The sequence below is a fragment of the Dysgonomonas sp. UBA7630 genome (assembly GCF_002483985.1).
GTDB lineage: Bacteria > Bacteroidota > Bacteroidia > Bacteroidales > Dysgonomonadaceae > Dysgonomonas.
Map to the genome: position 1 here is coordinate 32009 of NZ_DLIY01000017.1, position 20298 is coordinate 52306.

A 20298-nucleotide genomic window follows, 5' to 3' on the forward strand; every position below is an offset into this window, starting at 1 on the left:
AAAAAATAAAACGTAAAGTCGTGGCTAATACGAAGTATATATTTGTTACAGGAGGAGTCATATCTTCCTTAGGTAAAGGTATTATAGCATCCTCACTAGGTAAACTACTACAAGCCAGAGGTTATAAAGTAACTATCCAGAAATTAGACCCCTACATCAACATCGACCCCGGTACACTAAACCCTTACGAGCATGGCGAATGCTATGTAACCGTTGACGGACATGAAGCCGATCTCGATTTGGGACACTATGAAAGATTTCTGAATCAGCCTACACATAAAGATAACAACATCACCACAGGACGTATCTATCAGAATGTGATCAACAAAGAAAGAAAAGGTGATTATCTGGGTAAAACTGTTCAGATCGTACCTCATATCACAGATGAGATTAAGCGCAACATCAAAATGTTGGGCACAAAATACAACTATGATTTTGTTATTACAGAAATTGGTGGTACAGTAGGTGACATAGAGTCACTTCCTTTTATCGAAAGCGTACGCCAGTTGCGTTGGGAACTAGGCAAAAACTGCCTGTGTGTACACCTTACTTATGTTCCTTATATTGCAGCAGCAAAAGAGGTGAAAACAAAACCGACACAGCACTCCGTAAAGCAATTACAATCGGAAGGGGTACAGCCTGACATGCTTGTTCTGCGTACCGAACATCCGTTGAATAAAGATATATTGCGTAAGGTTGCTCTATTTTGTAATGTAGAAGTAGACGCTGTGGTACAGTCTGTCGATGTATCTACTATTTATGAAGTTCCACTCAAGATGCAGGAACAGAATATGGACGAGATAGTTCTCCGTAAATTAGGAATGCCAATAGGAGAAAAACCTGAAATGCAACCTTGGCGTGACTTCTTAAGTAAGAAAAAACATGCCAAAAGTACAATTAAAATAGGACTGGTAGGTAAGTATGTTGAGCTACCCGATGCATACAAATCTATCAACGAATCGTTGCTGCAAGCGGCAACATATAACGAGCATAAGCTCGACCTCCACTTTATACTATCTGACAAACTGACCGAAGAGAATATAGAGAAAACACTGTCATCAATGGATGGCATACTTATTGCTCCGGGATTTGGACAAAGAGGAATGGAAGGTAAAATCCATGCATTAAAATATGCCCGCGAACATGACGTTCCTACATTTGGAGTTTGTCTGGGTATGCAATGCATGGTTGTTGAATTCGCTCGCAACGTGCTGGGTCTGGAAGAAGCCAATTCTACCGAGATGAATAATCATACTCCATTTAAGGTGATAGACCTGATGGAAGAGCAAAAGAATATCACCAATATGGGTGGCACAATGCGTCTTGGAGCATATAAATGCGAATTGGAAAAAGGTTCTCTTGTATACAAAGCTTATGGCAAAAAGATGATAGAAGAACGTCATCGCCATCGCTTTGAATTCAATAACGATTTCAGAGAAGACTTTGAAAAGAATGGAATGAAGTGCACAGGAATCAATCCGGAAATGGATCTTGTGGAAGTGGTAGAAATTCCCGGAAAAAAATGGTACTTAGGCGTACAATTCCATCCGGAATACAACAGCACGGTCGTTTCACCCAATCCATTGTTTTTAAGCTTTATAAAAGCCGTCGTAGAGAATAAAGAAAAAAAATAAGAAAGGAATAAAACATATAATTATAAATGGACAAGAATACGATTACCGGGTTTATCCTGATCGCAGCCGTAATTATTGGATTCACATTATTGAGTAGGCCTTCGTCGGAAGACATCGAACGCCAGAAGCAACAGCGCATAAAAGATTCTATCGAATATGCTCAAACTCTGCAACGTGAGCAAGAAAATAAAATAGACACCTCTGTAGTTGAAAAAAAGACCGAGAAGATTGATGATTTCTTCAGTGCTTCGGCTCAGCAAAGCGACTCTACTGTAGCAGTTACAGACTCGCTTCCATCAGCAGAACAAAAACAAGAACAATTCATAACCCTTGAAAACAGCAAACTAAAAGCTACATTTTCTACCAAAGGGGGAAGAATGGTTCGTGTTCAGCTCAAGGACTACATGAGCTACAACAGAGACGACAAGAAGAATACCGACTCTCTTTACCTGTTCAACAATGATGCCGACTTTACCTTATTGCTGACCAACAAGCAACAGAAGGTTTTGAGTACAGGCAAATTGATATTTACTCCTATACAAAAAGAAGGTGACAACTCGCTGATCATGCGCTATGCATATTCAGACAGCCAGTATATCGATTTTGTGTACAAACTGGCTGATGACGACTACATGATGAAATACGACATCAATATGGTAGGCATGCAGCCGATGCTAGCTCGTACTTATAGCGATATATTCGAGATGAAGTGGTCACAGAGAATGCGCAGACAAGAGAAAAGCGTAAAGAACGAACAGCGTTATTCTCACCTCACTTACAAATATGTGGGTGGTGATGTAAAGGAAATGAGCAGTGATAAAAATGAAGAAATAGAAGTTAAAGAGCCTGCAAAATGGATCGCCTTCAAAAATCAGTTCTTTGCTCCAATCCTAATTGCTGACGACAAAATAGAGACAGCTCTCCTTAATTCGAAAGTTTTGCAAACGGACGAAAACAGCGAGTACCTGAAAAGCTTTGAAGCAACACTATATGTACCTGCAAAACCGGGAGCAACACCAGAGAGCATCACGGCAGGATTCTCTTACTACCTAGGACCAATGTCTTACTCTTTGTTGAAGAACTATGACAGTAATGTTAAAGACGCAAACAAAGAACTAGATTTAGACAAACTGGTTCCACTGGGTTGGACTTTATTCCGTTGGGTTAATCAATACTTTATAGTTCCTATATTTAATTTATTGAGCAATACCGGACTATCTATGGGTATTGTAATCTTACTACTAACAATCATTGTTAAATTAGTAATTTCCCCTCTGACATACAAGTCATTTATGTCTTCTGCCAAAATGCGTGTCTTACGCCCTCAGGTAGAAGAAATAAACGAGAAATATCCGAAGCAGGAGCAGGCAATGGAAAAACAACAGGCTACAATGGCTCTCTATAGTAAGGCGGGGGTCAATCCGATGAGTGGCTGTGTACCGATGCTGCTTCAGATGCCTATATTGATCGCCTTGTTCTCGTTCTTCCCTAATGCGATAGAGCTGCGTCAACAAAGCTTCTTGTGGGCTACCGACTTATCGACTTATGATGCCATCTTTGAATGGAAAAATCATATCCCATTGATTGGAACTCATATCAGTTTATTCTGTATTCTGATGACCATTACAAATATTGTCTATACAAAATTCAATATGGAGATGACCAACACCGGACAACAGCAGATGCCGGGTATGAAATGGATGATGTATCTGATGCCGCTTATCTTCTTGTTTATGTTGAATGACTATCCGTCAGGACTTACATACTATTACTTCCTTTCATTATTGATTACAATATTGCTTACTATTGCTTTCCGTTACATTATCAACGAAGAAAAAGTATTAGCTAAGTTGGAAGCAAACAAAGCTAAGCCAAAGAAGAAATCTGGCTTTATGGCACGTCTGGCAGAAGCTCAACGTATACAACAGCAACAGCTGAACGAAAGAAACAAATCGAACAGTACAAAGAAGAAAAGATAATATAAACGTCACTAAATAAAAAGAGACTGATTCCTATACAGAATCAGTCTCTTTTATTTGTATCCGGAATCTTTAGATTATCTTTCTCTTGTTGCTCTTGAAGAGCTACTTTCTTCTGTTTTTTTCTCTGCACTTCTTCCACTACTCTTATCGTTCGTGTTGGTTGGTCTTCCGCTACTAGATGCAGATGGACGAGTACTTTCGTTTGGTCTTGCTGCCGGACGTTCGTTCGATGGACGCTCAGGTCTTGTTGGCTCATTAGGCGTAGTAGGTCTACCCGAACTGGAATTTCCGGGACGAGTTGCTTCTCCCGGACGACTAGGACGACCGGAGCTTGAGTTTCCGGGACGATCTATCTCAGGACGGCTAGGGCGACTAGGTCTGCTTGGACGACTAGGACGATCGATATAGATAGGTCTGCCATAGTCCGGTAATATCATCGGAGGAGCCGGAGCTATATATTCAACATCCTCGTATAAGAATTCATACCCTACAAGATAGTCATCAATAAATTCCAAAGCATAAACCTCATTTCTTGGGGTTCTGTATTCCAAAACCTCCTGATATCCATTCTGTGTATTATTCACAGCTAATATTCGGCTAGGGTCACCAACAGCTTGCACCACCTGCTCTTTTGTCATACCCGTTCTCAATTTACTTAAATCAAGAGTCTTAAACATCCCACAAGAGATGAATACAACAGATATAATCAAAAACGAAATCAGTTTTTTCATCTTTAATAGTTTTGTTTCGTTATTATCATTAATACTTATAATAGATTAAACAATATTTTGAGTCTGAGAGTTCTTTAAATACATCAAAAAGAATAGGATGTAAAAAGGTCGCCTTCTAAACAAAGCGACCTTCTATATCTTAATTTCTCAGAAATTATTTTTCTATCTCAAGAAGCTCTACTTCAAATATAAGATTAGAGAATGGTTTGATTTTGCCTGCATCTCTTCCTCCGTAAGCAAGATCGTAAGGGATATACAGAATCCATTTCGAACCAACCGGCATCAATTCCAAAGCCTCTGTCCATCCTTTTATCACCTGACCAACGCCAAAAACAGTCGGTTCCCCACGTTCCACACTACTATCGAACACAGTTCCATCCATCAATGTACCGTGATAATGAACTTTCACACGATCCGTAGCGGTTGGCTTTTCTCCTGTACCATTTGTGATAACCTTATATTGCAAGCCGCTAGGTAAAGTCACAACCCCATCTTTCGCCTTATTTTCTTCCATAAATTTATCGCCCTCAGCTATCTGATCGGCATACTGAGCTTTCTGTGCCTCTTCTTGTTTTGCCTGCATCTTAGCTTGAGCATCCTGCATTTTTTCGTTGAATGCTTCTGCCGGATTTTCTATATCAAAAGTACCGCCACTCATAGCAGTATACATCGCTGACACAAAAGCATCATTGTTAAACTTTTCTGTATACCCTTCACCATACATCTGCTGCAAAAGCCCCGGCATCATTTGTTTCAGGATTTGCCCCCCTACCGAAAGCCCTGTGTTGTATGCATTTTTTTCCTCAGGAGCATCCAATCCTGCTTTTAGCCCTGCAATAAACTCAGATCTGTTATTCTTATTAGCGTTTAAAATAGAATCACGCTTCATTGCAGACTCCACTCCTGTAGTATCGGCAACCACACCAAGTTGGCGTAGATACATAGACAATCCTTGCTCGTAAAGACTGGCGCCAAACATATAAGACAATGAGTCCATCTCTGTTTTAAGAACAGGCTTCGCCGCTGCAACACCTGCTTTTAGAGGCTGCTTTTGTGCCGAAGTTTTTTTCTGTGCCGACAAAGCCATTGGACTTAGCATGACACAAGAAGCAAAAGAGAAAAGTAAAAATTTCTTCATATTATTTCAAATTTAATAGATATGCGATTTTATAGTTTCTGAAAATGTGTTTTTTACATCAAGCTACAAAAATAGCATTTTTATTCTTTAATTTGACAACCGCTTTAGTTTTGTTAAATATTTATGCACAGGCGTATCCGAACCAACAAAAAGAGAGCTATACTACAAAATTATATCGAATTTAGACCTTCTATTTATATCACTATCTAGCCTTTATAAGACAGTTAAAACAAAGTTATTACCCAATTATTGTAAAAACTTGAAAACTAATTACTACCTTTGCGCGTCCTTTTGACAGGCTCTCTTATGTCGAATAATTTTGGGGTGGGAGTAAGTCAAAAAAATGAAGGGCTTTTTACCACAAAAGATATTTGAAAATTTTTAATGAAAACATTTGAAGAGTTAGGAGTTGCCGCGAATATTCGCAAAGCAATCGAAGAAATGGGTTATGAGAACCCAATGCCTGTGCAAGAAGAAGTGATTCCATATTTGCTTGGCGAAACTAATGATGTAATTGCGCTCGCGCAAACCGGAACAGGAAAGACCGCAGCTTTTGGTCTTCCTATATTACAAAAAATAGATACAAACCAGAACGTTCCTCAGGCACTTATCCTTTGTCCTACACGTGAACTATGTCTGCAAATAGCAGGAGACTTATCCGATTATTCAAAATATATAGATAACCTAAGAGTTCTTCCTGTATATGGAGGATCAAGCATCGAGAGTCAGATAAAATCACTAAAGAGAGGCGTACAGATTATTGTTGCTACTCCGGGACGACTGATTGACCTTATCAATCGTAGAACAGTAGAGTTGTCGAATGTAAAATATGTAGTACTCGATGAGTCGGACGAAATGCTCAACATGGGATTCATGGAAAGTATCGACGAGATATTGTCTAAAGTGCCGGATGAGAGATTGATGCTGTTATTTTCGGCTACTATGCCTAAAGAAATAGCTAAGATCACAAAAAAATACATGCAGAACCCGAAAGAAATTACTATCGGAAGAAAGAACGAAGGTTCGAACAGCGTGAAGCATGTATACTACCTTGTTCATGCTAAAGATAAATATCTGGCATTGAAACGTATTGCAGACTATTATCCGAATATATACGGAATTATATTTTGCCGTACCCGTCGCGAGACACAAGAAATTGCTGACAAACTGATACAAGATGGTTATAATGCAGACTCTCTGCACGGCGACCTGTCTCAAGCTCAGCGTGACTATGTGATGCAAAAATTTCGCATAAAAAACATACAGTTACTTGTAGCTACAGACGTGGCAGCAAGAGGGCTAGACGTAGATAGCTTGACACACGTTATCAATTATGGTTTGCCGGATGATATAGAATCATATACTCATAGAAGTGGACGTACCGGTCGTGCCGGAAAAACAGGTACTTCTATCGCAATTATCCACGTAAAAGAAAAAGGAAAAGTAAGAGAGATTGAAAAAATAATCAACAAAAAGTTTGAGCAGGGAGCTATCCCTTCGGGCGAAGCTATTTGCGAAAAACAGTTGTTCAGTCTGGTAGACAGAATAGAGAAAGTAAAAGTAAATGAAGATGAAATCTCAAACATACTTCCTTCTGTTTACAGAAAACTAGATTGGCTCGAAAAAGAAGATATTATCAAACGTGTAGTAGCACTTGAGTTTAATCGTCTTATCGATTACTACCGCGATGCACAAGAAATAGAATCACCATCCGAACGTTCGTCTCGCGATGATAAGTCATTCCCTAAACGTAAAGACAGAGACCGTTCCGATCGCTCAGACCGCTCGGATCGTTCATCCGGCGGACGCTCTGCCGAAAGAGGGTACTCTCGTTTGTTTATTAATGTAGGACGTACCGACAATGTAAATCCGGCAACGCTGATGGGACTTGTTAACGACTATGTTCCGGAAAAGGTAAATATCGGACGGATTGACATAATGCAAAACTTCTCTTTCTTCGAAGTGCCTGAAAAAGATGCCCAGAAGGTTATAAAATCCATGAGCAAACAAGAACAGAACGGACGACGTATTTCTGTAGAGGTAGCTCAAGGTGGAGGAGGCGGAAACGCTAAAGACCGTGGCGGAGATAGAGGCCGTAAAAACTTCAGCACTCGTTCAGATATCGGAACACGAAAAAGCTCTGATTATAATTCACCAAAACACTCTGATAAGAATAAAGGACGGAGTGGGCGAAAACCAAAATATTCTTAAATATCCATTTATACGAAAAGCACCGAATTTTAAAATTCGGTGCTTTTTTTATTAAAAAACATTCTATATTTACACCTATCAGTAACAATAGATAATAAAAAAGGGAATCTCAGAAAAAAATCTAAATACTTTGTCCCGAAATTAAACACCCGATTGTCTTATAAGTACATAACAGAATTATTAACTTAGAATAAAAAATAATGAAAGAATTTTTATTACTCATTCGGGAAAATGCAGATTATGGAGATCTGTCCGTAGAAGATATGCAAGCAGACATTCAGGAACACATCAAATGGGTAGAAACGCTAGTCGAAAACGGGAACTTTAAAGATGGAAATCCCCTCGATTCTGCTGGTGTTACCTTGAAAGATGGTATTGCTACAGACGGTCCTTATGTTGAAACCAAAGAGTGTGTCAGCGGCTATTATTTTCTCCTTGCTAATTCCTTAGACGACGCAAAAGAACTGGCAAAAGGCTGTCCTGATTTGAAACGTGGAGCAACCCTAGAAATCCGTAGAATCATCAACACTGATGAAGAACAACATTGACGAAAATATAAAAACACTTACGAGCCATCTTTTCAGAGAACATTATGGAAAGATGGTTTCCTATTTATCTCAAAAGTATGGCTATCATAAGATTGAGGATATACTAGACGCAGTTCAAGAATCTTTCGAAACAGCTCTAAATACATGGAGGTTTGGAGAAGTTCCCGAGAATCCCTTTGCGTGGCTTCATCGGGTTGCAAACAACAAGCTAGTGAATAAGATCCGGCAATCAAACATCGCACAAACACACGTCAATTACCTTGCATCCACAGAAAGAGACAGTGACGAATACTCCGAAAAGGAAGTAGAGGACAGCTTACTTAAATTACTGATTTTCTTTTCAAAAGCGCCTTTCACTGAAAGGAATAAACTAATCATTTCACTTTATTTCCTTTGCGGATTCAACTATTCGGAAATTGCCAATGCGCTGATCATTAAAACAGAAACCGTCAAGAAAGTTGTTTTAAGGAGTAAAGAAACGATCAAAGAATTTTCAGAAATTTACGATGATTTTCAGATTCAGACCATTGAGGAATTAAGCCATCTGCTTAAGATTATATACCTGCTCTACAATGAAGGATATAAAAGTTCGCAAAGAGCCGGAACCATAAATTTAGACTTGTGCTTTGAAGCCATCAGGTTAGGAAAATTATTACACCAGTATCATCCCGAAAACCCTGAAATTAATTCTCTGCTGGCAGGTATGTTTTTCAACTCCTCAAGATTTCCTGCACGAACCGAGAACGATACGTGGATATCGTTGGAGAATCAAAACAGAATGCTTTGGAATAATGATTTAATAAAAGAAGGTTTCTATTACTTGGAAATAGCAAAGCAGCACCAGCAGACTTTAGATAAATATTATTTAGAAGCTTTGATTTCATCCATGCACTGCACTTCCGAATCGTATGAAAAAACAGACTGGAAAACGATTGCTTATCTATATAAACAACTCGAAAAAATGGAACCATATTCGATTCCAGTAAAGCTAAACAGAATTATTGCTGAAAGTAACTTTAAGAGTCTGCACGATCTGCTACCTGAGCTAATTACAATAGAAAACATGATGAACGAAGAAACAGAATTTATCTATCTCAGCACCAAGGCTCACTTTTATGCAAAAATGGAGGAATGGAATTTGGCCATTCATAATTATGAATTGTCGCTGAATTGCACCAAAAATAAAACCGATATAAACTTCATCAGCGAAAAAATAAATCTTATAAAGAAAAAATTGGAAAATTAATAATGATTCATTTTCTGAAAAAGTCCCAAAATCAAATTTTGGTCAAAAACTGAAACTTTTTAACTATACATATCCTCCTAATAAATAGTAACAAATACGGACTACAAGCTTGTTTACATAATGTTTACAAAGAACATTAATCAATCTCTTTTGTTTATATTATTATAACTAGGTCTAATCCTGTCTTATTTTTAAGAGAATATCTTATACTAAATAGCTTTTGTTTTATATATTTGCTTGTTTATTACAATAGTAATAAAGATTTTTCTTCATTCCAATAGAATTTTTATGGACGAACAAAACAACAATATATCAGTATTACAGACAATAAACTCTCCCTCTGACCTTAAAAATCTAAGCATCGAGGAGCTTGAGTCTCTATGTACTGAACTTAGAAGTCTTCTTATTGATCAACTAAGCAAAAATCCCGGACATTTTGGCTCCAGTCTCGGTACAGTAGAGCTTACTGTGGCTCTGCATTACATATACAACACACCTTACGACCGCATTGTATGGGATGTGGGTCACCAAGCATATAGCCACAAGATACTGACAGGCAGAAGAGACCTGTTTCATACAAATCGTAAATTCGGTGGTCTTTCAGGGTTTCCAAATCCAAAAGAAAGCGAATATGATGCCTTTATTGCAGGACATGCTTCAAATTCAATTTCGGCAGCACTAGGTATGGCTGTCGCTTCCTCTCTCAAACATGAGAAGAGGCATGTGGTAGCCGTAATAGGTGATGGATCAATGACCGGAGGGTTAGCTTATGAAGCTCTCAACAATGCAAGCTCTCAACCAAATGACATCCTTATCATACTCAATGATAATGATATGGCTATAGATGACAATGTTGGGGGTATGCGCGATTATTTGGTAAAAATGACTACCTCACCCACCTATAACAGGGTAAGGAATGATGTTTATCAAAAGTTCAAGAAAGGAAACCTTATCACCGAACAAGGTAAAAATCTTATCCTTCGTTTCAACAATAGTTTGAAATCACTGTTGACCAAACAACAGAACATGTTTGAAGGCTTTAATATACGATATTTTGGCCCTATCGATGGACACGATTTACCAAACCTGATTCGGATACTACAAAATATAAAGGATATGAAAGGCCCTAAGATTCTACATATCCACACTATTAAAGGAAAAGGATTTAAGCCGGCAGAAGTTTCGGCTACAGTATGGCATGCTCCGGGTAAGTTTGACAAAGAAACCGGAGAACGTATTGTGACAAAGTCTAAAGATCAGCCACAACTCTTTCAGGACGTTTTTGGACATACGCTTGTAGAACTGGCTAAGAAAGATAAACGCGTTGTAGGTATTACTCCTGCTATGCCAACCGGATCGTCTATGACCTATATGATGAAAGAATTCCCGGACAGGGCATTCGATGTAGGTATTGCCGAAGCACATGCTGTCACCTATTCGGCCGGATTGGCAAAAGAAGGACTATTACCGTTCTGTAATATCTACTCATCATTTATGCAACGAGCTTACGATCAGGTCATACATGATGTAGCACTTCAAAAACTGCATGTAATTATGTGTCTCGACCGAGCAGGATTGGTAGGAGAAGACGGGCCAACACACCATGGGGCATTCGATCTTGCTTATATGCGCTGTGTCCCGAACCTGACTATCGCCGCTCCTTTCGACGAACATTATTTGCGCCACTTGATGTATACCGCCGCTTACGGTAACGAAGGACCATTTGTGATCCGATACCCAAGAGGACAGGGTATATTGAAAGATTGGGAATGCGAAATGCAAAAGCTGGAAATAGGAAAAGGACGCAAGTTGAAAGATGGTAAAGATCTTGCCGTTTTATCAATAGGCGCAATAGGAAATACTGCACGTGAAGCTATCCACATCGTTGAAGACGAAGGCTATTCTATCGCACATTACGACATGATATTCCTTAAACCACTGGATACTGCAATCTTAAAAGAGGTGGCAGAGAATTTTACCCATGTACTGACGATCGAAAACGGTGTTATCAACGGAGGATTCGGTAGTGTTGTTTTAGAATACTTTTCTGACAATAACTATCTGAACATAAATGTAGTGCGTGCAGGCATACAAGATAAATTTGTAACACACGGTTCGGTTGCTGACCTGAAAAAACTATGCGAGCTTGACATACAAGGATTGGTAAAACGAATGCAGTCTATCTTGCATAAACAAATAAGCCCTAATAATATAGAAGAAAAAATATATAAGTAAGAGTCGATGAGAATTGTAATTACAGGTGCAGGTGCTGTAGGAACACATTTAGCAAAACTATTATCAGCAGAAAACCAAGACGTTGTACTCATGGACGCTGATAAAGAGAAGCTCAACTTCCTTGGCTCTAATCTTGAAATAATGACGATGACCGGGTCTTGTACTTCCCTAAAAGATTTGATGGAGGTGGATATAAAAGAAGCGGATTTCTTTATTGGTGTCACCCCTGACGAATCTACAAACATAACAGCCTGCTTATTGGCTGCGAATATGGGAGCAAAAAAAACCTTTGCTCGCATCGATAATTACGAATACCTCTTACCCAAGAATAAAGAGTTTTTTGAAAAGCTAGGGATCAACTCTATGGTTTATCCCGAAATGCTGGCGGCAAAAGAAATAGTATCAGCCTTAAAACGTCCGTGGGTACGCCAATGGATAGAACTTTGCGATGGCAATATATTACTCGCCGGAATCAAGATAAGAGAAAACTCGGAGTTGGTAAATAAATACCTCTTCGACTTAAGCAGCAAAGACAAAAAATTCCACATCGTTGCCATTAAACGAAAGAATGTAACTATCATTCCTACAGGAAAGGATATGGTTTTAGCGGGCGACATCGTATTCTTTACCGCGACAAAAGAAAACGTGAACGAACTGCCCGTAATAGCAGGCAAAGCCAGTTTTGAGGTTAAAAACATTATGATAATGGGCGGAAGCCGTATTGCCATCCGTACCTGTCAGTACTTACCCGACAATACAAACATCAAACTATTAGAATCCGATAAAGAGAAGAGCTACCAACTTTTAGAAAAGCTACCAAAGAATGTAACCGTGTTTCATAATGACGGCCGTAATGCTGAGTTCCTTTTGCAAGAGGGAATCAAGGATATAGACGCATTTGTGGCTGTAACCGGAAATTCGGAAGCTAACATTCTGGCTTGTATGGCAGCCAAACGCTTTGGAGTACGCAAGACTGTAGCCGAAGTAGAAAATATGGACTATATGTCGATGGCTGAGAATCTGGATATCGGCTCTATTATAAATAAGAAACTAATAACAGTAAGCAACATATACAGATTTCTGCTCAGTGCAGACGTATCTAACGTAAAGTCATTAACAATCGCCAATGCAGACGTAGCGGAGATTATAGCTCGACCAAACTCTTATGTAACCAAGAAGGAGGTAAAAAAGCTAACGCTCCCCAAGAATGTTACGCTGGGCGGATTGATACGCAACGGAGAACCGATGATGATCGATGGTGATACTTTGATAGAGCCTTACGATCATGTGGTCGTTTTCTGCTTGGATGACACCCTACGTGATGCCGAGAAAATGTTCCATTAACAGGATAGAAAGTTCATGAGCAATTTTAATTACCGGTTTGTACTAAAAACAATTGGATTTTTGCTTGTCATAGAATCGCTATTCATGATGAGTGCTACCATTGTTTCTTTTTACTTACACGAAGCGGCGGGTGATGCAATGCTCATAAGCTCTACAATAACATTCTTTGCAGGAGCTTTTATCCGATTGGTAGGAACCGAAGATTTCCCAAAACCGATCGGAAAACGAGAGAGCTTCTTTATGGTGGCTGTTTCGTGGATCGTATTATCTGCCTTCGGTATGCTTCCTTATTATCTGAGCAACTCGATACCTAGCGTCAGTAATGCCTACTTCGAAACCATCTCGGGACTAACCGCAACCGGTGCAACCATCCTAAACGACATAGAGAGTATGCCCAAGGGACTTCTCTTCTGGCGCAGTATAACCCAATGGATGGGAGGATTAGGAATCGTATTGTTCGTGGCCACAATCCTACCCATGGGAGGTAATGCATCTGTAATGTACGATGCCGAAGTCACAGGGATAGGCTACGATCGTTTTCGCCCCCGTATATCACAAATAGCTAAACGGCTATGGCTGGTTTATATATTCCTCACAGGAATTCTTGTCGTACTGCTTTGGATAGGCCCAATGAGTCTCTTTGACGCTGTTTGCCATGCTTTTACAACGATATCCACTGCCGGATTTTCGACAAAGCAAGATAGTATCGCCCATTGGAATTCAGCCTATATAGAATATGTCATTACCCTCTTTATGTTCATCGGAGGAATAAACTTTACGCTGATCTACTTCTTTATGAAAGGTAGTGCCAAAAAGTTGTATCAGAATGAAGAGTTTAAATGGTATGTATCTATTATCATTCTCTTTGTTGTCATTATTGCCATCGGGCTTTACAGTTCGGGCAAGATAGAAGGAGTAGAAAAAGCCTTCCGCACATCATTGTTTCAAGTAGTATCGATGCTTACCACCACCTGCTTCTCTACTGACAATATAATAAGTTGGGGTTCTTTCTATCAGTTCTTAGTTGTCATCTTTATGGTCTTCGGGGCATGTGCCGGATCTACAGCCGGAGGTATCAAGATAGTGAGGATCATTATCTTGTTTAAGAATTCAATCAATGAGTTTAAACGTCAGGTACACCCCAATGCGATACTCCCTATCCGATTGAATAACCATGTAATTTCGATAGACGTAGTAACCAAGGTCTTGGCTTTTATCTTCTTATACCTTGCCATCCTTATTTTCAGCTGTTTACTTTTGTCCTTATCGGGAATGCAATTCGAGAATGCTCTCGGAGCAGCAGTTTCATGCCTCGGAAACGTGGGGGGCGGATTGGCAGAGATAGGTAATACAGGTAGTTTCTCGGAAGTACCAACCGAGTCGAAATGGTATCTCAGCTTCCTTATGCTGACAGGACGTTTAGAGCTATTTACTGTACTCTCTTTATTTATGCCTGCATTCTGGAGAAGATAACAATCATATATTCTTCCACTTACACAATATATTATCGAGCAGATCGACGATCAGAAATAAAATAAAACCGATCAGAGAAAGAACAATTATACCAAAATACATTTGGATATAATCTACTCGCATTTGTGAATCGGTAATGTAAAATCCCAATCCTTTATCCGTTCCGAATGTTTCAATAAAGAACAAAGCCGATGTTGCAATACCCAATGCCACACGAAGCGAAGAAAAGACTTCGGGCAAAATAGCAGGCAAGGTAATATGTCTCATTTTTTGTAAGCTCGTTGCCCCAAATGAAATAAGAACATAGTAATTTTCTTTCGATATATTTTTTACAGCATCACGTATCGTTATGATCAACTGAAAAACGACAATCAATATAACAATAACAATCTTTGAAGTTTCGCCCAGATCAAATAATACCATGATGATAGGCAAAAGAGCTAATTTAGGAATAGGATAAGAAAAATAAATCATAGGACCCAACAGACTATTTACCTTCTTACTATATCCCATCCATACGCCTAGCACTAAAGCTATTCCCAAAGATATACCTATACTATATGCTATACGCCGCAAGCTGGCGAATGTATGGTCTAATATCTCATTCTCAAAAGCTTTGGAGTATCCACTATAAACCTCTGTAGGGAAAGGCAGTGCCTTCAGGCTAAGACTGGCAGCAAGAATATACCATATAACATTGAACAGGATAAAGCCGCCTATTATGTAACCGAAATAATTGAAAATATGTTTTCTACGTTTTGTCATCAGTACCCTATTTTATTGATAATAGATGCCACAAACCTCAACTTTTCCTCTTGGTACTCAGATACGTTGAACAAGGGGTTTTCTACCTGATGAATAATCCTTCCCGGCGATTTGCTCATTACAATAATATGCTCACCAATAGATACAGCCTCATGTATATTGTGTGTGATAAACAGAGTGGTTACTTTGTATTTTTCCCATAGACGGAGGAAAAGCCGTTGCGATGCTTCGGAAGTAAATGTATCTAATGATGAAAACGGTTCGTCCATCAACAGAATATCAGGTTGAGAGATGAAGGCACGAGCCAGAGCCACACGTTGTTTCTGTCCCCCACTCAATTGCGAAGGATAGCGGTTTTGAATATCATCAATCTCTAACGAGTCGATAATCTCTGAAACTTCCGACTCTCTCAACACCTTAGTGCTATTGAGCTTATAAGAAAGGAAGATATTTTCTTTCACTGTTTTCCATTCCAGCAAGCCATAGTGTTGAGGTACATATCCTATAGATACTTCTCTGGGTGTAAACGCTTTTCCATTAAAAACAATCTGCCCGTTATAATTTCTTATAATCCCGCAAAGGACTTTTAATAAAGTAGACTTGCCACATCCCGAAGGGCCTATAAGCGAATATATTTCCCCTTTTTTTATAGTCAGGGAGAAATCATTCAAAGCTACAGTATTTCCGTATTTTACCTCCAGGTTTTCTATCGACAGCATCTCTATCATTTAGTCAGTTGATCATTTATAAGATTCTCAACTTTGAAATCAGCTTTAAGCAGATTTTTGCCTCCGAGCCAGCTTATCACTTGTTGTATATCTTTGTCTGCAACAGTTACAGGCTGAGCATCGGTATAGGCAGGTAGAGTGACCTTCTCAGCAACAGGTTCAGGAAACTGAAGCTCTTTTACCAATATATCTTTTATATCTGCTACAGTATGTGAGTTCAGATAAGCCACACCATCATTGTATGCGGCATACATTTTCTTAATAGCCTCACTCTTCGTGTCTATCACCTTCTGGGAAAAGACAATACCTGTAACAGTATATTTCAGGCTATCCATAGATACAAGCAGCTTGCAACCTTCGCTTGCAGCGATCAGGGCAAACGGATTAGGTAAGCCCGTAGCATCTATTTTATTATTCCGCAACATCTCGAAGCGAGTCGGAATTTTATTTATTTCCACTTTCTTTACATCGTTAGGAGTAAGGCCTACACTAGCCAAAGCCATATCTATACAGAAGTCGATCACTGTATTTTGAGAAACGGCTATCTTCTTGCCTTTCAGCTCCGACAAGTTATTTATCCCCGACTGCGCACCGGCTACAATATAAAAAGGTGCTTGACATTTAGAAGTAAGCTTCATATCAAACCCACCCGAAGCCAGCAATGCCGCACTGGTATAGTCGGTTACTCCTCCGTCTACAGTTCCACTCTGAAAAGCCATATCTCGTTCATTGGCAGACATAAATTTTTGAATTTTTACATCTACACCATGTTTTGCAAAGTAACCTTCACGCTGAGCTACTGCAAGAGGAAGATAATCCATTGACGACATTACCCCCACCGTAAGCGTTTGCACTTCTGCACTTTCTTGTTTTTTACCGGAACAAGCGCTTAACAATAAACTGATAGATAGAATTGAAAATATAATATGTTTCATAATTTGTATAAATAAAATAATATGTGATTACAAAAATAAGGGAAATAAATCAATAAAATTAGCAGAACAACCACAAAGAAGCAACACAGACTCTCTCATATATCCAACTCCAAATTGTTAAAAGGTGACAAAGGTGACAGTTTTCAGCACTTTTTATATTGTCACTTTTCATCGTGACCAAACAACGACTAAGAGCTATCATGTATAAGACAATTATATCATTAATAAATAATACGACAATTATCATAACGCTGAAAATTACCCCCTGACATTAAATATCTCATGCCCCTGACCTTTTACTCACAACTTCTTTTTACCTTTGCATCCTGAATATTTTTAATCGATAAGTAATGTCACAACCTTCAATTCCTAAAGGAACAAGAGATTTTTCGCCGGAAGAAATGGCGAAGCGTAACTATATTTTCGACACTATCCGTGAAGTTTTCAAACTCTATGGCTTTCGTCAGATAGAAACTCCGGCAATGGAAAACCTATCAACACTGATGGGAAAATACGGAGAAGAGGGCGATAAGCTTCTATTCAAGATACTCAATTCGGGCGATTACTTGAAAGATTTATCCAATGAAGAATTGTTGGAGAAAAACTCTACCCGCCTTGCAACTAAAATAAGCGAGAAAGGACTTCGTTACGACCTCACTGTACCATTTGCACGCTATGTTGTAATGCACCGAAACGAAATAACATTCCCTTTCAAACGTTATCAGATACAACCCGTTTGGCGTGCCGACCGACCACAAAAAGGACGTTACCGCGAATTCTTCCAGTGCGATGCTGACATCGTTGGCTCCGATTCCCTTATCAACGAAGTAGAGTTGATTCAAATAGCAGATGAAGTATTCAGCCGCTTCGGCATTCGGGTGAGTATCAAACTCAACAACCGCAAGATACTTTCAGGTATTGCTGAGATTATTGGAGAGGCCGAAAAAATTACAGACATTACTGTTGCTATCGACAAACTGGATAAAATAGGTCTGGAAAAGGTAAACGAAGAACTTGCTTCGAAGGGCATCCCACAAAAAGCGATCGAGCAACTTCAACCGATTATCCTTTTACAAGGGACAAACGAAGAGAAATTAAACACCTTGAAAACAGTTCTCAAAGATTCTGAAACCGGAATACAGGGTGTTAACGAACTCGAATATATACTCAACAAACTAAAAATTGTAGGAATCCGTTGCGAACTTGAGCTCGACCTTACTCTTGCCAGAGGATTGAATTACTACACAGGTGCTATCATCGAAGTAAAAGCTCTTGATGTGCAAATAGGCAGTATTACCGGAGGTGGACGCTATGATAACCTGACTGGTATTTTCGGATTGTCGGGCGTATCGGGCGTAGGGATTTCCTTCGGGGCAGACCGCATATTCGATGTATTAAACCAGCTCGATTTATACCCAAAAGATTCGATACAGAATACACAGGTTTTGTTTGTCAACTTCGGCGAAAAAGAAGAAGCTCACATATTGCCTCTGATCTTAAAAATGCGTCAGGCAGGAATCTCTACAGAGATATTCCCCGAAGCGGCAAAGATGAAAAAGCAAATGTCGTATGCCGACTCCAATAAGANTCCTTATGTAGCTATAGTTGGTGAAAATGAGATAAATGAAAACAAAATCACACTGAAAGATATGACATCGGGCGAACAGAAATCATTGACCCTCGAAGAATGCATATCCATCCTTAGCTAATTTATTAACAGACATATTAATAAGTCCTGCCTTAGTTATTAACAAGGCAGGACTTATTTGTATATAAACACCTAATAATCAATAAACATAATCCTATCTCCCATTGTTAATATTGTGTTTATAACCTGTTCATCTCATGTTGAAAACTTTTTCATACATTTTAAGTGGGGAAAGGTGGGGAAAAGTGTATAAATTTTATACCTTTACGTCGAATATTGTATATTGTTAAAATTCAAAGTATTAATGTTACAGTTTTTGGGAAATATCGAAGCAAAAATAGACGCAAAAGCACGTCTTTTTGTACCTGCTTCTTTTCGTAAGATATTGCAATCTTGCGACCAGAACACATTGATACTCAGGAAAGACCTATTTCAGAACTGTCTCGTCCTCTACCCTCTGGTAGTCTGGGAAGAGGAAGTTGCAAAATTACGTTCACGCCTCAACAGGTGGGATATGGAGCAGCAAGCGTTGTTCCGTCAATTTGTTGTTGACGCCGAACGCCTCGAGATGGACACCAACGGGCGTATCCTTATACCAAAACGATACTGTCAGATGGTCGGAATTACTACAGATGTAAGATTCTTAGGAGTAGACAATACAATCGAAATTTGGACAAACGATGCTCTGGACAAAACACTGATACCTGCCGAGAAATTCAGTGCTCGCATTCAGGCATTAATGAATAACAGCTCACAAAACGACTAATCATGGCCGATGCATATCACATACCGGTTTTGCTTCACGAGAGTATTGACGGGATGAATATTCACCCTGATAGTATTTGCGTCGATGTTACATTTGGCGGTGGCGGACACTCAAGAGAAATACTGTCACGTCTCGGAGACAAAGGGCATCTCTATGCCTTCGATCAGGATGAAGATGCGATAAACAACATTGAAGCTAGCAGTAAGTTCACTTTCATACGCAGCAATTTCCGATATCTTAAAAATTTCATCAAGTATCATAAAGTAGACGGTGTAGATGCTATACTGGCCGATTTGGGCGTTTCGTCGCATCACTTCGATGCCGAAGACAGAGGGTTCTCTTTCCGTTTCGAAGATAGCGACTTGGATATGCGCATGAATCGCAAGGGAGGAAAAACGGCTGCGCAGATACTAAATACATACACAGAGGAAAAACTGGCAGATGTTTTCTACCTGTATGGTGAACTGAAACAATCGCGGCGGATTGCTTCCGTGATTGTGAAAACAAGAAAAGAAAAACCTTACAAGAAAACAAGTGATTTGCTTGCAACACTCAATTCATTTGTAGGAAGAGGAGAAAAAGAGAAAAAGATACTGGCTCAGGCATTTCAGGCTCTTCGCATAGAAGTAAATGAAGAGATGGAGGTGTTGAAGGAGATGTTGGAGCAGGCTCTTGACATACTAAAACCGGGTGGGCGATTGTCTGTCATTACATATCATTCGCTCGAAGACCGTATTGTCAAAAACTTCTTTAAGACAGGAAATTTTGAAGGCAAAGTAGAAAAAGACTTCTTCGGAAACTTCGAAACTCCGTTCAAGCTGATAAACAATAAAGTAATCACTCCATCAAAGGAAGAAGAAGAACGCAACCCCCGATCAAGGAGTGCTAAACTAAGAGTTGCAGAAAAAGTTTGA

16 protein-coding genes are annotated in these 20298 nt (G+C 39.4%); 11 read left to right on the top strand and 5 right to left on the bottom strand.

All coding sequences use genetic code 11. The features are described from left to right. The first annotated feature begins 20 nt into the window (after positions 1-20). Together B3P17_RS07020 and yidC are read left to right on the top strand one after the other, a co-directional pair. On the top strand, positions 21-1634 hold the full coding sequence (locus B3P17_RS07020) for a CTP synthase (protein ID WP_252637219.1): 1614 nt from the start codon (positions 21-23) through the stop codon (positions 1632-1634). 26 nt (positions 1635-1660) lie between these two features. Then, on the top strand, positions 1661-3613 hold the full coding sequence (gene yidC, locus B3P17_RS07025) for a membrane protein insertase YidC (RefSeq protein WP_252637217.1): 1953 nt from the start codon (positions 1661-1663) through the stop codon (positions 3611-3613). Between the two features lie 77 nt (positions 3614-3690). On the opposite strand, the gene bamE is transcribed toward yidC, so the two are convergent. Beyond that, positions 3691-4347, bottom strand: coding sequence for an outer membrane protein assembly factor BamE domain-containing protein (bamE, locus tag B3P17_RS07030; protein WP_252637215.1), 657 nt, complete (start codon positions 4345-4347; stop codon positions 3691-3693). A gap of 154 nt (positions 4348-4501) precedes the next feature. Continuing rightward, positions 4502-5485: an FKBP-type peptidyl-prolyl cis-trans isomerase gene (locus tag B3P17_RS07035; protein ID WP_252637214.1), complete on the bottom strand. Its 984-nt coding sequence runs from the start codon at positions 5483-5485 to the stop codon at positions 4502-4504. Positions 5486-5869: 384 nt separating this feature from the next. Here B3P17_RS07035 and B3P17_RS07040 point away from each other — a divergent pair, with 384 nt between their 5' ends. The 6 genes from B3P17_RS07040 to B3P17_RS07065 all read left to right on the top strand — a co-directional run bounded on the left by B3P17_RS07040 (position 5870) and on the right by B3P17_RS07065 (position 14542). Continuing rightward, on the top strand, positions 5870-7696 hold the full coding sequence (locus tag B3P17_RS07040; RefSeq protein WP_135106777.1) for a DEAD/DEAH box helicase: 1827 nt from the start codon (positions 5870-5872) through the stop codon (positions 7694-7696). Positions 7697-7896: 200 nt separating this feature from the next. Continuing rightward, a complete protein-coding gene (locus tag B3P17_RS07045) occupies positions 7897-8244 on the top strand; it encodes a YciI family protein (RefSeq protein WP_252637212.1) in 348 nt (115 codons plus the stop codon). Then, positions 8228-9490, top strand: coding sequence for an RNA polymerase sigma factor (locus B3P17_RS07050; RefSeq protein WP_252637210.1), 1263 nt, complete (start codon positions 8228-8230; stop codon positions 9488-9490). The genes B3P17_RS07045 and B3P17_RS07050 overlap by 17 nt, the downstream gene beginning before the upstream one ends. A gap of 288 nt (positions 9491-9778) precedes the next feature. Next, positions 9779-11725 (top strand): 1-deoxy-D-xylulose-5-phosphate synthase, encoded by a 1947-nt coding sequence (gene dxs, locus B3P17_RS07055; protein WP_291104711.1) that lies wholly within the window; start codon positions 9779-9781, stop codon positions 11723-11725. A 6-nt stretch (positions 11726-11731) separates the two neighbouring features. Then, positions 11732-13069, top strand: coding sequence for a Trk system potassium transporter TrkA (gene trkA / locus B3P17_RS07060; protein ID WP_252637207.1), 1338 nt, complete (start codon positions 11732-11734; stop codon positions 13067-13069). A 15-nt stretch (positions 13070-13084) separates the two neighbouring features. Further along, complete coding sequence (locus B3P17_RS07065; protein ID WP_252637205.1) at positions 13085-14542, top strand: TrkH family potassium uptake protein; 1458 nt, start codon at positions 13085-13087, stop codon at positions 14540-14542. Between the two features lie 3 nt (positions 14543-14545). Here B3P17_RS07065 and B3P17_RS07070 read toward each other — a convergent pair whose 3' ends face one another. The 3 genes from B3P17_RS07070 to B3P17_RS07080 are packed head-to-tail and all read right to left on the bottom strand — an operon-like array spanning position 14546 to position 16970. After that, on the bottom strand, positions 14546-15307 hold the full coding sequence (locus B3P17_RS07070; RefSeq protein ID WP_252637204.1) for an ABC transporter permease: 762 nt from the start codon (positions 15305-15307) through the stop codon (positions 14546-14548). Then, positions 15307-16035, bottom strand: coding sequence for an ABC transporter ATP-binding protein (locus B3P17_RS07075; protein ID WP_252637203.1), 729 nt, complete (start codon positions 16033-16035; stop codon positions 15307-15309). The genes B3P17_RS07070 and B3P17_RS07075 overlap by 1 nt, the downstream gene beginning before the upstream one ends. Continuing rightward, positions 16032-16970: an ABC transporter substrate-binding protein gene (locus B3P17_RS07080; RefSeq protein WP_252637202.1), complete on the bottom strand. Its 939-nt coding sequence runs from the start codon at positions 16968-16970 to the stop codon at positions 16032-16034. Before B3P17_RS07080 ends, B3P17_RS07075 begins: the two co-directional genes overlap by 4 nt. Before the next feature lie 350 nt (positions 16971-17320). Here B3P17_RS07080 and hisS point away from each other — a divergent pair, with 350 nt between their 5' ends. The 3 genes from hisS to rsmH all read left to right on the top strand — a co-directional run bounded on the left by hisS (position 17321) and on the right by rsmH (position 20298). Beyond that, positions 17321-18679, top strand: a complete 1359-nt coding sequence (gene hisS / locus B3P17_RS07085; RefSeq protein ID WP_291104721.1) for a histidine--tRNA ligase — start codon at positions 17321-17323, stop codon at positions 18677-18679. A 243-nt stretch (positions 18680-18922) separates the two neighbouring features. Continuing rightward, complete coding sequence (locus B3P17_RS07090; RefSeq protein ID WP_252637198.1) at positions 18923-19384, top strand: division/cell wall cluster transcriptional repressor MraZ; 462 nt, start codon at positions 18923-18925, stop codon at positions 19382-19384. A gap of 2 nt (positions 19385-19386) precedes the next feature. Then, positions 19387-20298, top strand: a complete 912-nt coding sequence (gene rsmH, locus B3P17_RS07095) for a 16S rRNA (cytosine(1402)-N(4))-methyltransferase RsmH (protein WP_252637196.1) — start codon at positions 19387-19389, stop codon at positions 20296-20298.